Source organism: Kocuria sp. KH4, assembly GCF_053711175.1.
In genome coordinates this window covers 108496-122212 of record NZ_JBSJYX010000008.1, presented here as the reverse complement: position 1 = coordinate 122212, position 13717 = coordinate 108496, and the positions used below count along the sequence as shown (strand labels likewise).

Genomic DNA, 13717 nt, shown 5'->3' with positions numbered 1-13717 from the left:
GTGCCCGGCCGCTGCCGGGCACCCGCGGCGGGCGTCAGGACGGCACGGCGTCCGCGGTCACCCCCGCGTCCGTGCCAGGAACCCCCAGTTCCTCGGCCCGGCGGTCCGCCATGGCCAGCAGCCGGCGGATCCGCCCGGCGACCGCGTCCTTGGTCAACGGGGGGTCGGCCAGCCGGCCGAGCTCGTCCAGGCTCGCCTGCTTGTTGGACAGCCGCAGCTCCCCCGCCTGCCGCAGGTGCTCGGGCACCTCGTCGCCGAGGATCTCCAGGGCCCGCTCGACCCGGGCGCCGGCGGCGACGGCGGCCTGGGCGGAGCGGCGGAGGTTGGCGTCGTCGAAGTTGGCGAGCCGGTTGGCGGTGGCGCGCACCTCCTTGCGCATCCGGCGGTCCTCCCACTGCAGCAGCGTCTGGTGGGCGCCCATCCGGGTGAGCAGGGCGGCGATCGCGTCGCCGTCGCGCACGACCACGCGGTCCACCCCGCGGACCTCGCGGGCCTTCGCGAGGACCCCCAGCCGGCGGGCCGCGCCCACCAGCGCCAGCGCCGCCTCGGGGCCGGGGCAGGTGAACTCCATCGCGGCGGAGCGGCCGGGCTCCGTGAGGGAGCCGTGGGCGAGGAAGGCCCCGCGCAGCACGGCCTCGGCGTCGGCCACGGCCCCGTTGACCACGGCCGGCGGCAGCCCCCGCACCGGGCGCCCACGCGAGTCGAGCAGCCCGGTGCGCCGGGCGAGGGCCTCCCCGTCCTGGACGACGCGCACCACGTAGGAGCTGCCGCGGCGCAGTCCGCCGCCGGAGACGACCACGATCTCGCTCTCGTGGCCGAACACCTCGGCGATCGTCCGGCGCGCCCGGCGGGCGGTGGCGCCGAGGTCCACCTCCGCCTCGACGACGATGCGCCCCGAGACGATGTGCAGCCCGCCCGCGAAGCGCAGCAGGGCCGAGAGCTCGGCGCGCCGTTCCGAGGACTTCTTGATCTCGAGGCGGGACAGTTCTTCCTTGACCGATGACGTCAGGGCCACGCGGTTCCTTTCCTGGGGACGCTGGGTGGGGGCGGGTGCGGGGGGCTCAGCGGTGGCGCTCGAAGATCTCCTGGTAGGCGGCCGCGAGCCGGAGGGTGTTGTGCACGGCGGTGCCGGGGTGGGCCCGGACGTCGGCGTAGAAGACCTCGGCGCCCAGGGACGCGGCGACCGCCTCGAGGTCGGCGCGGTCCTCGGTGGCCGAGGGGTCGGCCAGCACGACGTCGAGCGCCAGGTCGGGGCAGTAGGTGTGCAGGACCCGCAGGTGGTCGGCCGCGGTCTTGCCCTGGGTCTCGGTGTCCGGGGACAGGTTCAGGGTCACGCAGCGGCGGGCCGGGGCCTCGCAGATCGCCCGGCGCAGCTGCGGCAGCAGCAGGTGCGGCAGCACGGAGGTGTGCCAGGACCCCGGGCCCAGGACCACCCAGTCCGCGAGCCCGACGGCCTCCACGGCCTGCGGGCACGCCGGGGCGTCGGGCGGGACCAGGCGCACGTTGCCCACGTCGGCCTGCTTGGCGAGCACCGCCTGCCCCGTGATCGTGCGGACCGTGCCCGGGCCCCCCGGGCGGTCGGGCGTCCCCGCGCCGGGCACGTCCCCGGCGATCACCAGCGGCTGCGTGGACATCGGCAGCACCCGGCCGCGGGCGCCCAGCCGGGCGCCCGCCCACTCGAGGCCGGCCACCGGGTCCCCCAGCAGCTCCCACAGCGTGACGATGAGCAGGTTGCCCAGGGCGTGGTTGTCCAGGGCCGTGGCCCGGCCCGGGGCGCTGCTGAAGCGGTGCTGCATGACGTCGCGCCACGTCCGGCCCCACTCGGAGTCGTCGCACAGGGCGGCGAGGGCCATCCGCAGGTCCCCCGGCGGCAGGACCCCGAGCTCGTCGCGCAGCCGGCCGGAGGACCCGCCGTCGTCGGCCACCGTCACCACGGCGGTGAGCAGCGGGGTGATGCGCCGCAGCGCGGCGAGGTTGGCCGAGAGCCCGTGCCCGCCGCCGAGGGCCACCACGGAGGGGCTCCCGTCGCCGGGGCGCCGCGGGTCGGGGGCGTGGTGCGGGTCGGCCTCGGCGCGGCTGCTCGGCGGCAGCGGGGGGAACGCGCCGGTGGGGGGAAGGGTCATCGAGGGTCCAAAGGGGGTCAGGGCTGGCCGGTCACTCCCGGCCCACGTCCCGGTGCTGGATGTTGACGGTCACGAGCGGCAGCTTGGCGAGCCTGCGGGCCACCTCCTCGCTGACGGCCACGGAGCGGTGCTTCCCGCCCGTGCAGCCGATCGCGATGGTGGCGTAGTGCTTGTTCTCCGTACGGTACCCCGTGAAGACCGGCTCCAGCATCGAGACGAACCGGTCCACGAACTGCCGGGGCCCCTCGTCCTGGAAGACGTAGTCCCGCACCTCGGGGTCCTTGCCGGTGCGCGGGCGCAGGGACGGGACCCAGTGCGGGTTGGGGATGAAGCGGACGTCGGCCACGTAGTTCGCGTCCGCCGGGACCCCGTACTTGAAGCCGAAGCTGAGCACCGTCAGGCGCAGCACCACGGGCCCGTTGGTGGAGAAGAGGTCGGCCACGGCCTTGGACAGCGCGTGCACGTTGAAGCCGGAGGTGTCCAGCACCACGTCCGCCGACTCCCGCAGGTCCGTCAGCAGGGCCCGCTCCGCGCGGATCCCGTCCAGGATGCGGCCCCCGGCCTGCAGGGGGTGGGGCCGGCGCTGGTGCTCGTAGCGCGAGACCAGCACCTCGTCGGCCGCGTCCAGGAACAGCACGGAGAAGTCGACGTCGGAGGCCTCCAGGGCCGCGAGCGTCTCCTTCATGTCGTTGAACAGGGCCTTGCCGCGGACGTCGATCACCACGGCCAGCTTGGGCAGGGCCTGCGGGGTGCGGGAGACGAGGTCCGCGAGGGTGTGCAGCATCTGCGGGGGCAGGTTGTCGACCACGTACCAGCCGAGGTCCTCCAGGGCGTTGGCGGCGGTACTGCGCCCGGCCCCGGACATGCCGGTGACGATGAGCAGCTCCGAGCTCGTGGGCCTCGTGTGGTCCGCCCCGTCCGCGGTCGCGTCCGTGTCCGTGCCGGCGGTGTGCTCGCTCATGTCCGATCCGTCTCCCGTCGTCCTGCTCCGACCTGCCCTCACGTGTCCTGCTCCGGACGTCCCGTCCCGGCCCGCACCGTCCCGGGCCGCGCGGTCCGGTGCGGCGACCCGCCGCCCGTGCCCGCGGCGGTCCGCTCCAGCCTAACCGCGTCCGCGCCCCGGACCGGGCGTCCCGACGCGCGGCGCCGGCTCAGGAGAGCACCTCGCCCGTGGTCATGTTCACCGCCGGCGCGGCGTCCTCCTGCTGGGACTGCAGCGCGGCGGCGACCTTCTCGGACAGCGCCCGCCCGAACCCGGGCACCTGCTCGATCTCCTCCACCCGGGCCGCCCGGAGCTTCCTGACCGATCCGAAGTGCTTCAGCAGGGCCTTCTGCTTGGCCGGCCCCACCCCGGGCAGCTCGTCCAGCACGGAGACGGTCATGGCGGAGGAGCGCTTCTTGCGGTGGAAGGTGATGGCGAAGCGGTGGGCCTCGTCGCGGATGCGCTGGAGCAGGAACAGGCCCTGGCTGGCGCGCGGCAGGATCACCGGGAACTCGTCGTCCGGGACCCAGACCTCCTCCAGGCGCTTGGCGAGGCCGACCACGTGGACGTCGTCGATGCCGAGGTCCGCCAGCGCCCGGGCCGCGGCGGCGACCTGCGGCGGGCCACCGTCGACCACCACGAGACTGGGCGGGTACGCGAACCGCGCCCGCTCCGGCGCCTCGGCCCCGGCCTCGACCTGTCCGGTGCGGGGGCCGGCGGCCTCCCGCTGGGCCTTCTCCTCGAGGTGGCGGCGGAAGCGGCGGGAGATGACGTCGTACATCGAGGCGGTGTCGTCCCGGGCCGCCTCCCCGGTGATGGAGAACTTGCGGTAGTCGGCCTTGCGCGGCAGCCCGTCCTCGAACACGACCATGGACGCGACCACGTTGGTGCCCTGCACGTGCGAGATGTCGTAGCACTCGATGCGCATCAGCGGCACCGGGATGCCCAGGGCCTCCTGCAGCTCCTGCAGCGAGGCGGAACGGGTGGTGATGTCCCCGGCGCGCTTGGACTTGTGCAGCTTCAGCGCCTGGCGGGCGTTCTCCCGCACCGTCTCCATGAGGTGGGCCTTCTCGCCCCGCTGCGGGACCGCGATGCTCACCCGGGAGCCGCGCAGCCCGGAGAGCCACTCCTCGAGCCGGTCGGCGCTGTCGGCGGGCTCGGACAGCAGCACGGTGCGCGGGATGGCGTCCTCGCGGTAGGCGAGCTCGGCGGCGGGCCGGTGCTTGGACCCGCGCGGCTCCGGCGGCGCCGCGGCCTCGGCGAGGGCGGCGCTCTCGGAGGCCTCCGCGGCCGTCTCCCCGTAGACCTGCTCGAGCAGCTGCTCCAGCAGCCGTCCGCCGTCGGCCTCCTCCACTTTCTCGGTGACCCAGCCGCGCTGGCCGCGGATGCGCCCGCCGCGCACGTGGAAGACCTGCACGGCGGCCTCGAGCTCGTCCTCGGCGAGGGCGAAGAAGTCCGCGTCCGTGCTGTCGGAGAGCACCACGGCGTTGCGCTCGAAGGCCTTCTCGAGGGCGGCGACGTCGTCGCGGCGGGCGGCGGCGGTCTCGAAGTCCATCGCCGCGGCGGCCTCCTGCATCTGCCGCTGCAGCTCCCGGATGAACGGGGTGGCCTGCCCGGCCATGAAGCGGCACAGGTCCTCGGCGAGGGCGTAGTGGTCCTCCTCGGAGATCCGGCCGACGCAGGGCGCGGAGCACTTGTCGATGTAGCCGAGCAGGCACGGGCGCCCGGACTGCTCTGCGCGGCGGTAGACGCCCTTGGAGCACGTGCGGACCGGGAAGACGCGCAGCAGGGCGTCGAGCGTCTCCCGGATCGCCCAGGCCTGGGAGTAGGGGCCGAAGTAGCGGTTGCCCTTCTTCTTCTCCCCGCGCACCACCTGCGCGCGGGGCACCGTCTCGGACATCGTCACGGCGAGGTAGGGGTAGGACTTGTCGTCCCGGTAGGCGATGTTGAACCGGGGCTTGAACTCCTTGATCCACGTGTACTCGAGCTGCAGGGACTCCAGCTCGCTGCCCACCACGGTCCACTCCACCCCGGCCGCGGTGGTGACCATGGCGCGGGTCTTGGGGCTGAGGGCGTGCAGGGGCGCGAAGTAGGAGCTGAGCCGGTTGCGCAGGTTCTTCGCCTTGCCCACGTAGACCACGCGCCCGTACTCGTCCCGGAAGCGGTAGACGCCCGGGTCGGTCGGGATGTCCTGGCGGGCGGGGCGGTAGCTCTCCGGATCGGCCACGGTCCGGCTCCCCTCAGCGGCCCGTCGGCGCGGGCTGCACGTACCGGGCCAGCAGCTCCCCGAGCTCGGCGGCGTCCGCGGCCACGGCGGCGAAGCCGGTGCCGAGCTCGTCCTCGTCCGCGAAGCCCCACGCCACGCCGAGGCAGTCGATGCCGTGGGCGAGCGCGCCCTCGGCGTCGTAGCGGCGGTCGCCGATCATCACCGTGCGGGCCGGGTCCGGGGCGTCCACGCCGAGCCGGCGCAGGGCCTCGCCGATGATCGCGGGCTTGTCGTGGACCGCTCCGTCGCGCGGGGCGGCCGCGGCGTCGTCGGCGGCCCCCGAGACGGTCTCGAACCAGCGGCCGAGCCCGAACGTGTCGACGGCCAGCTGCGCGGTGGGCTCGGGCTTCTGGGTGGCCACGGCCATCCGCACCCCGGCCCCGTGGAGGCGCTCCAGGAGCTCCTCCACCCCCGGGTAGACGCGGGTCTGCGCGAGCCCCTCGGTGCGGTAGCGGGCCCGGTAGGAGGCGACCACGTGCGGGATCTCGTCCTCCGGGACGTCGGTGTACGCCCGCAGGGACCAGCCCACGGGCGGGCCCACGAAGCGGCGCAGGTCCTCGGGCACGGCGTGCCCGCGCTCGGCCAGGGCCCGGGCGATGCCCCCGGTGATCGCCCCGGCCGGGTCCAGCAGCGTGCCGTCGAGGTCCCAGAGCACCACGGGCGCGGTCATCGGGCCGCTCCCGCGGTCTCCCCGCCGAGGATCTCGGCGAGGAACCGGCCGGTGTGGCTGGCCGCGTTGCGGGCCACCTGCTCCGGGGTGCCCTCGGCGATCACCCGGCCGCCGCCGGAGCCGCCGTCGGGGCCGAGGTCCACGATCCAGTCGGCGGACTTGATGACGTCGAGGTTGTGCTCGATGGTCATCACCGTGTTGCCCTTCTCGACGAGGCCCTGCAGCACGAGCAGCAGCTTGCGGATGTCCTCGAAGTGCAGGCCGGTGGTGGGCTCGTCGAGCACGTAGATGGAGCGCCCGTTGGAGCGCTTCTGCAGCTCCGCGGCCAGCTTCACGCGCTGGGCCTCCCCGCCGGACAGGGTGGTGGCGGGCTGGCCGAGGCGGACGTAGCCGAGGCCCACGTCCACGAGGGTGTTCAGGTGCCGGGCGATCGGGCCGAAGGCCTTGAAGAACTCCGCGGCCTCCTCGATGGGCATCTCCAGCACCTCGGCGATGGTCCGGCCCTTGTAGTGCACCTCGAGGGTCTCCCGGTTGTACCGGGCGCCCTTGCACACCTCGCAGGGGACGTAGACGTCGGGCAGGAAGTTCATCTCGATCTTGATGGTGCCGTCGCCGGAGCACGCCTCGCAGCGCCCGCCCTTGACGTTGAAGGAGAACCGGCCCGCCTGGTAGCCGCGCACCTTCGCCTCGGGGGTCTCGGCGAAGAGCTTGCGGATGTGGTCGAACACGCCGGTGTAGGTCGCCGGGTTGGAGCGCGGGGTCCGGCCGATGGGGCTCTGGTCCACGTGCACGACCTTGTCCAGCTGGTCCACGCCGTCGATCCGCTTGTGCCGGCCCGGGACCTGCTTGGCGCCGTTGAGCGTGTTGGCCAGGGACGTGTAGAGGATGTCGTTGACCAGGGTGGACTTGCCGGACCCGGAGACCCCGGTGACCGCGGTGAGCACGCCGAGCGGGAACGCCACGTCGATGCCCTGCAGGTTGTTCTCCCGCGCGCCCACGACCTTGAGCATGCGCTTGCGGTCCACCGGCCGCCGCCGGGCGGGCACCGCGATGGCCTTGCGCCCGGAGAGGTAGTCGGCGGTGATGGACCGCTCGTTGGCGAGCAGCTCGTCGTAGGTCCCGGAGTGCACCACGCGCCCGCCGTGCTCGCCGGCCCCGGGGCCGACGTCCACGATCCAGTCGGCCTCGCGGATCGTGTCCTCGTCGTGCTCGACCACGATCAGGGTGTTGCCCATGTCCCGCAGCTTGGTGAGGGTCTCGATGAGCCGGCGGTTGTCCCGCTGGTGCAGGCCGATGGAGGGCTCGTCGAGGACGTAGAGCACCCCCACGAGCCCGGCGCCGATCTGCGTGGCCAGGCGGATGCGCTGGGCCTCGCCGCCGGAGAGCGTCGCGGCGGCGCGCTCCAGGTTGAGGTAGTCCAGGCCCACGTCCACGAGGAACGTCAGGCGGGCCTGGATCTCCCGGAGCACCTGGTCGCCGATCTTCGCGTCCCGGGCGCTCAGCTGCAGGTCCCGGAAGAACTCGTGGGCCTCGCGCATGGGCATGCGGGTGGTCTCGGCGATGTTCTTCCCGCCCACCGTCACGGCGAGCATGGTGGGGTTCAGCCGCGCGCCGTCACAGGCGGGGCAGGCCACCTGGCGCATGTACTGCTCGTAGCGGTCCTTGGCGTGGTCGGACTCGGTCTCGGCGTGCTTGCGCTTGATGTAGCCGATCACGCCCTCGAAGCCTTGGGTGTAGCGCCGCTCCCGGCCGAAGCGGTTCCGGTAGGCCACGGTGACCTGGTAGTCCTTGCCCTCGAGGATCGCCTTGCGCGCCTTGGCGGGCAGCTTGCCCCAGGGGGTGACGAGGTCGAAGCCGAGCTCCTGGCCGAGCCCGGCGAGCAGCCGGTTCCAGTACTCGCTGGTCGCCTTGCCCAGCGACCACGGGGCGATGGCGCCCTCCACCAGGGAGAGGTCGGCGTTGGGGACCACCAGGTCCTCGTCGACCTCCAGCCGGGAGCCGATGCCGTCGCACTCCGGGCACGCCCCGAAAGGGGCGTTGAAGGAGAAGGAGCGGGGCTCGATCTCGTCGGCCTGCAGCGGGTGCTCGTTGGGGCAGGCCAGGTTCTCGGAGAACGGCCGGCGCAGCTCCAGCGGGTGGGCGATCTCCTCGTCGGAGCGGGGCACGAGCTCGACGACGACGCGGCCCTCGGCGAGGCCCAGCGCCGTCTCGACGGAGTCGGTCAGGCGCTGGCGGATGCCCTCCTTGACCACGAGGCGGTCGACGACGACCTCGATGGTGTGCTTGTACTGCTTCTTGAGCTTGGGCGGGTCCGAGAGCTGGACGGTCTCCCCGTCCACGGTGGCGCGCGAGAAGCCCTTGGTGGAGAGCTCCTGGAACAGGTCGGCGAACTCGCCCTTGCGCTCCCGCACCACCGGGGCGAGGACCTGGAAGCGGGTCTTCTCCGGCATCTCCAGCAGCTGGTCCACGATCTGCTGCGGGGTCTGCTTCTCGATCCGCTCCCCGCACACGGGGCAGTGCGGCCGGCCGATGCGGGCCCACAGCAGGCGCATGTAGTCGTAGATCTCGGTGATCGTCCCGACCGTGGAGCGCGGGTTGCGGGAGGTGGACTTCTGGTCGATGGACACCGCCGGGGACAGCCCCTCGATGAAGTCGACGTCCGGCTTGTCCACCCGGCCCAGGAACATCCGGGCGTAGGAGGACAGGGACTCCACGTACCGGCGCTGGCCCTCGGCGAAGATCGTGTCGAACGCCAGGGAGGACTTCCCCGACCCGGACAGCCCGGTGAACACGACCATCGCGTCCCGCGGCACGGTCAGGGAGACGTTGTCGAGGTTGTGCTCGCGCGCCCCCTGGACCACGATCTCGGTGAGATCGGACTTGTGGGTGGCCCGGGTCACGGCCGCGGAGGCGGCGCCCGCGCCGGGCTCGGAGGGCTCGTCGGCGGGGTTCAGGACCAGGGTGGACGTGGGGATCGGCTCAGACACGCCCTCCACTCTAGTACCGGCCCCGGACATGACCACGGGGTCCGTGGGGCGCTTCACACCCGGTCCACGGGGCCGGTGGGGGTGTCCTCGCGCAGGCGCTCGGGGGCGGCGCTCCCCCCGGCGTCCGGAGCCGCGGGGCGCCCGTCCCCGGCGGAGCGGGCCTCGCGCTGCCGGCGCCGGACCTCCCGGGCGTCGAGGGTGCGGGTGACGACCTTGAGCTGGCCGGTCGCCGGGTCCACCTCGACGATGTCCACGGTGCGGCGCAGCGGGACCTCCTTGATCAGGAGCACCGCCAGCAGCGTCACGAGGGAGGCCAGGGCGGCGACCAGGAAGACCAGCCCGGTGCCCGTGCCGTAGGCCTCCCGCACGATGCCCTCCACGGCGGCGGGCAGCGCCTCCAGGTCCATCGTGGAGGAGTCCACGGCGGCGGGGTCCCCGCCCTGGGCCCGGGTGCGGGCGGCGAGCTCCGCGGCCAGGTGCGAGCTCATCAGCGCGCCGAAGACCGCGACCGCCACGGCCCCGCCCATGGTGCGGAAGAACGCGACCGAGGAGGAGGCCGCTCCCATGTCCTTGAGCCCCACCGTGTTCTGCACGGCCAGCACGAGGTTCTGGTTCAGCGCGCCGATGCCCAGGCCCACGAGCAGGATGAACGCGCTCACGGCCCACAGCGGGGTGTCGTGCGTGAGGGTCGAGGCCAGGAACAGGCCCGTGGACATCAGCACCGCGGCGACCACCAGGATGATCTTCCACCGCCCGTAGCGGGTGATCAGCTGCCCGGCGACCGTGGCCCCCACGAGCGAGCCGAAGACCTGCGGGAGCATGAGCACCCCGGCCATGGTGGGGCTGTAGCCCTGGCCGAGCTGGAAGTACTGGCCCAGGTAGGTGGTCGAGGCGAACATCGCCCCGCCGGTGGCGATCGCCGCGAGGATCGCGAGCGCCGTGGTGCGCTCCGTGACCACCCGGATGGGCACGACCGGCTCCGCGGCGCGCCGCTCGACGAGCACGAACAGCACGGTGCCCACGAGCGCGGTCGCCGCGAGGGCCGCGGAGGTCCCGGACACCCACGCGAACATGCCCGGCTGCCCGGCCAGGGAGACCCACAGCAGCAGCGCGGAGGCCGAGACGATCAGCAGGGCGATGCCCAGCCAGTCGATGCTCACCCGCCGCGGGGCCTGCGGCGGGATCCGCAGCGTGCGGTGGACCAGCACCGCGGCGAGAACCGCGAGCGGGGCCGGGATCAGGAACACCCAGCGCCAGCCGAAGAGGTCGACGATCAGGCCGCCCAGCAGCGGGCCGGCGGAGGTGGCCACGGCCATGACGGCGCCCATGTACCCGGCGTAGCGGCCGCGCTCGCGGGGCGGGATGATCGTGCCCATGATGGTCATGGCCAGGGCCATGATGCCGCCCATGGCGATGCCCTGGACCACGCGGGCCAGGATGAGGAACTCGATGGTCGGGGACAGCCCGGCCATGGCGGAGCCGAGGACGAAGATCACGATGGACAGCTGCAGCAGCTTCTTCTTGTCGAAGAGGTCGGCGAGCTTGCCCCACACGGGGGTGGTCGCGGCGTTGGCCAGGAGGGTACCCGTGACCGTCCAGGAGAGGGAGGTCTGGTCCCCGCCGAGGTCGGCCATGATCACCGGCAGGGCCGTGCCGATGATGGTGAGGGTGACCATCGCCATGAAGAAGACGGACAGGATGCCGGTGAGGGCCCGGAGCACGTCCTGGTGGGACGCGCCGGTTCCTCCGCCCGGTGCGGCGGCTGGCTGGGGTGCGGTCATCTCGCGGTCTCCTCCTCGTGGTGTCGGTGCTGCGGGGGCCGTGGGCTCCCCGGGTGCTCTGCGTGCTCCCCGTCGGGGTCCCGGCCGTGCTCCGGGTCGGCGGTGGCCGGCGCGGCGCGCGGGGGTCTGCGGGCCTCCCGGCAGGAGGTGGTGCGCTCCGCGCCGAGGGAGTCGAGGAAGACGGTGGTGATCTCGTTGATGGCGCCGCGGCTGGTGCGGGCCTGGTCCTCGTCCCAGCCCACGAGCCGGGCCGCCAGGCGCTGGGCGTCCTGCTCCACGGCGGCGCGGACCTGCTCCCGCCCCCGCGCGGTGATGGCGACCAGGGCCGCCCGCCCGTCCTCGGGGTCCGGGGTGCGCTCGACCAGCCCCGCCTCCTCCAGGCCGGCCAGCTGGCGGCTCAGCCCCGACGGGCCGAGCCCGGTGTCCGAGGCCATGACGGTGGCCCGGCGCGGGCCGGTGCTGTCGAGGTAGTAGAGCAGGGCGATCGCCGTGGGGTTGAGCTGGCGCTGACCGGCGTCGGTCTTGGTCACGCGCTTCATGACGCGCTGCAGCTCCAGCAGGTCGCGCACCAGTTCCACGGCGGTGTCGTGGGAGACGGGCAACGGGGGCTCCTCCGCGATCTCGGTGAAGGGTGGGGGCAACGACGACGGCGGGCGGCGCGCCGGCCCCGCCGCTCGCGGGGTCCGTGCCGGCGGCGCGGACGCGGAGCGCCCACCGCCCGGAATGATTTGTTGCCGCACGCAACTATACGCGGGATGCTCGGCCGCCCACAAGGCCCGGCGGGGTGGCTCCGGTCACGCCCCGCCCCCGCCCGGGCCCGGCACGGGCCCGACTGGCGAGTCGCTGGACTCCGGCGTACCTTCGTCCTCATGATCGCAACGAAGACGGAGGTCACCGACCTCGCCGAGGTCACGATTCGCCGGATCTCCGTGAGCGAGATGGACAACAACGTCTACCTCCTCACCTCGAAGGACGAGGGCACCCAGGTGCTCATCGACGCCGCCGACGACCCCCGCGCCATCGCCGGCCTCGTGGGCGCCGGCAACAGCGACTGCTCGCAGGCCTTCGGCAACCTCCAGCTCATCATCACCACGCACTCGCACTGGGACCACGTGCGCGCCCTGGACGAGGTCCGCTCCCGCTCCGAGGCGATGACCGCCTGCGGCGCCGACGACGAGGCCGACATCGCGGTCCCGATGGACCTCACCTTCGAGGACGGGGACACCGCGGAGTTCGACGGCTTCGACCTGGAGGTCATCGGCCTGCGCGGGCACACGCCCGGCTCGATCGCCCTGGTGTACCGGGACCCGCAGGGACCGGCGCACATCTTCTCCGGCGACTCCCTCTTCCCCGGCGGCGTCGGCAAGACGAACAGCCCGGAGGACTTCCGGCAGCTCCTCGACGACGTGAGCGAGCGGATCTTCGACCGCTTCGACGACGACACGGTCGTCCACCCGGGCCACGGCCGGCCGACCACGCTGGGGGCCGAGCGGCCGCAGTTGGACGAGTGGCGCGCCCGGGGATGGTGACGGCAGGGCCCGCCGTCGACGCGCACACCCCCTCGACGGACCGCGGCGCGTACGCCGCGGTCCTGCTGTTCCCCCTGCTGGTCCTGGCCGGCGGGCTGGTCGGCTCCCTGGCCCCCGGCGCGGTGGGCGGGCTGTCCGGGTGGGTCAACCCCCTGCTCGGGCTGGTCATGTTCGGCATGGGCCTGACCCTGCGGCCGGTCGACTTCGCCCTCGTGGCCCGGCGCCCGCTGCCGGTGCTGCTGGGCGTGGCCGCCCAGTACGTGCTGATGCCGCTCCTCGCGCTGCTCGTCGTGCTCCTGCTGCGCCTGCCCCCGGAGCTGGCGGCCGGCGTGATCCTCGTCGGCTGCGCCCCGGGCGGCACCGCGTCGAACGTGGTGTCCTACCTCGCCCGGGGGGACGTGGCCCTGTCGGTGGCGATGACCTCGATCTCCACCCTGCTGGCTCCCCTGCTCACGCCCCTGCTGACCCTCTGGCTGGCCGGCCAGTACCTCCCGGTGGACGGCGGGTCCATGGCGTGGTCGATCACCCGGATCGTGCTCCTGCCCGTGGTCCTGGGCCTGGCCGTGCGGCTGCTGCTGCCCGGGGTGGTCCGGCGCGCGCTGCCCGTCCTGCCCTGGGTCTCCGTCGCGGCCGTCGCGCTCATCGTGGCGATCGTCGTCTCGGCCAGCGCGGACCGGATCGTGGAGGCGGGACTGCTCGTGCTCGCGGCCGTCGCCCTGCACAACGTGCTCGGCCTGCTCCTGGGCCACCTGGTGGGCGCGTTGACGGGCCTGCCGCCCGCGGCGCGGCGCACCATCGCGGTGGAGGTGGGCATGCAGAACTCCGGCCTGGCCGCCGGCCTCGCCGCCCAGTACCTGAACCCGCTGGCGGCCCTGCCCGGGGCGGTCTTCTCCGTCTGGCACAACCTCTCCGGGGCCGTGTTCGCCCTGGCCTGCCGCCGGGCCGACGCCCGGGCCGCCCGCCGGCTCCCAGAATCCTGAGAATCGCCGCCCCGGCTCGGGCCGCCCGCCGCCGTCGGCTAGCGTGAGTCCATGACCTTCGTCGCGCCCTGCGCACCGGACACCACCGCGGGGCGCACGAGCGGGCGCCGGCATGCCGCCCCGGCCGCCGTGCGGTCCGTCCCCACGATCCTCGAGGGCGTCCGCCGCGCCGACGCCCTCGTCGCCGTATGCGCGCGGGCGGGCGGAGCCCTGAGCCCGGTCACCCCGCCGACCGGTGCAGGCCACGTCCTCGGCGCCGTGCCGTTCCGGAGCGCCCCGGTGCGCGTGGCCGAGCGGCCCGGTTCCCGGCCCCGGGGCCGCCGGCTGCTCGAGGAGCTGTGGCGGGCGCCCGTCCACTGTCCCGGCCCCCCACGAGCGGGCGCTGCCCGTGCCGGGTGA

The 13717-nt window shown here is 73.9% G+C and carries 11 protein-coding genes; 3 read left to right on the top strand and 8 right to left on the bottom strand.

All coding sequences use genetic code 11. The features are described 5' to 3' along the window. Positions 1 to 34: 34 nt before the first annotated feature. The 8 genes from whiA to ACWCOM_RS08325 form a co-directional block, all read right to left on the bottom strand. On the bottom strand, positions 35 to 1015 hold the full coding sequence (gene whiA, locus ACWCOM_RS08360; RefSeq protein WP_454548272.1) for a DNA-binding protein WhiA: 981 nt from the start codon (positions 1013 to 1015) through the stop codon (positions 35 to 37). A 46-nt stretch (positions 1016 to 1061) separates the two neighbouring features. Beyond that, on the bottom strand, positions 1062 to 2123 hold the full coding sequence (locus tag ACWCOM_RS08355) for a gluconeogenesis factor YvcK family protein (RefSeq protein WP_454548271.1): 1062 nt from the start codon (positions 2121 to 2123) through the stop codon (positions 1062 to 1064). Positions 2124 to 2154: 31 nt separating this feature from the next. Next, a complete protein-coding gene (gene rapZ / locus ACWCOM_RS08350; protein ID WP_454548270.1) occupies positions 2155 to 3084 on the bottom strand; it encodes an RNase adapter RapZ in 930 nt (309 codons plus the stop codon). A 190-nt stretch (positions 3085 to 3274) separates the two neighbouring features. Next, the gene (gene uvrC / locus ACWCOM_RS08345) at positions 3275 to 5332 is read right to left on the bottom strand and encodes an excinuclease ABC subunit UvrC (protein WP_454548269.1); all 2058 of its coding nucleotides are present in this window, start codon (positions 5330 to 5332) and stop codon (positions 3275 to 3277) included. A gap of 13 nt (positions 5333 to 5345) precedes the next feature. After that, positions 5346 to 6041: an HAD hydrolase-like protein gene (locus tag ACWCOM_RS08340; RefSeq protein WP_454548268.1), complete on the bottom strand. Its 696-nt coding sequence runs from the start codon at positions 6039 to 6041 to the stop codon at positions 5346 to 5348. After that, positions 6038 to 9037 carry an excinuclease ABC subunit UvrA gene (gene uvrA, locus ACWCOM_RS08335; RefSeq protein ID WP_454548300.1) on the bottom strand — a complete coding sequence of 1000 codons (3000 nt, stop codon included), beginning with the start codon at positions 9035 to 9037 and terminating at the stop codon, positions 6038 to 6040. Before uvrA ends, ACWCOM_RS08340 begins: the two co-directional genes overlap by 4 nt. A gap of 44 nt (positions 9038 to 9081) precedes the next feature. Next, positions 9082 to 10809, bottom strand: a complete 1728-nt coding sequence (locus ACWCOM_RS08330) for an MDR family MFS transporter (protein ID WP_454548267.1) — start codon at positions 10807 to 10809, stop codon at positions 9082 to 9084. Continuing rightward, positions 10806 to 11411 (bottom strand): MarR family winged helix-turn-helix transcriptional regulator, encoded by a 606-nt coding sequence (locus ACWCOM_RS08325; RefSeq protein ID WP_454548266.1) that lies wholly within the window; start codon positions 11409 to 11411, stop codon positions 10806 to 10808. The genes ACWCOM_RS08330 and ACWCOM_RS08325 overlap by 4 nt, the downstream gene beginning before the upstream one ends. Before the next feature lie 267 nt (positions 11412 to 11678). On the opposite strand from ACWCOM_RS08325, the gene ACWCOM_RS08320 reads away from it, so the two are divergent. Genes ACWCOM_RS08320 through ACWCOM_RS08310 form a run of 3 tightly spaced genes read left to right on the top strand, consistent with a single transcriptional unit; the run spans position 11679 to position 13717 of the window. After that, the gene (locus ACWCOM_RS08320) at positions 11679 to 12338 is read left to right on the top strand and encodes an MBL fold metallo-hydrolase (RefSeq protein WP_454548265.1); all 660 of its coding nucleotides are present in this window, start codon (positions 11679 to 11681) and stop codon (positions 12336 to 12338) included. Beyond that, positions 12332 to 13318: a bile acid:sodium symporter family protein gene (locus tag ACWCOM_RS08315; protein WP_454548264.1), complete on the top strand. Its 987-nt coding sequence runs from the start codon at positions 12332 to 12334 to the stop codon at positions 13316 to 13318. Before ACWCOM_RS08320 ends, ACWCOM_RS08315 begins: the two co-directional genes overlap by 7 nt. 51 nt (positions 13319 to 13369) lie before the next feature. Further along, on the top strand, positions 13370 to 13717 hold the full coding sequence (locus ACWCOM_RS08310) for a hypothetical protein (protein ID WP_454548263.1): 348 nt from the start codon (positions 13370 to 13372) through the stop codon (positions 13715 to 13717).

What these genes read in the sequence shown, in the direction of transcription:
- ACWCOM_RS08315 (WP_454548264.1), top strand. Translation starts at nt 12,332, where the DNA reads ATGGTGACGGCAGGGCCCGCCGTCGACGCGCACACCCCCTCGACGGAC.
- ACWCOM_RS08310 (WP_454548263.1), top strand. Translation starts at nt 13,370, where the DNA reads ATGACCTTCGTCGCGCCCTGCGCACCGGACACCACCGCGGGGCGCACG.
- ACWCOM_RS08330 (WP_454548267.1), bottom strand. Translation starts at nt 10,809, where the DNA reads ATGACCGCACCCCAGCCAGCCGCCGCACCGGGCGGAGGAACCGGCGCG.
- ACWCOM_RS08320 (WP_454548265.1), top strand. Translation starts at nt 11,679, where the DNA reads ATGATCGCAACGAAGACGGAGGTCACCGACCTCGCCGAGGTCACGATT.
- ACWCOM_RS08340 (WP_454548268.1), bottom strand. Translation starts at nt 6,041, where the DNA reads ATGACCGCGCCCGTGGTGCTCTGGGACCTCGACGGCACGCTGCTGGAC.
- ACWCOM_RS08355 (WP_454548271.1), bottom strand. Translation starts at nt 2,123, where the DNA reads ATGACCCTTCCCCCCACCGGCGCGTTCCCCCCGCTGCCGCCGAGCAGC.
- rapZ (WP_454548270.1), bottom strand. Translation starts at nt 3,084, where the DNA reads ATGAGCGAGCACACCGCCGGCACGGACACGGACGCGACCGCGGACGGG.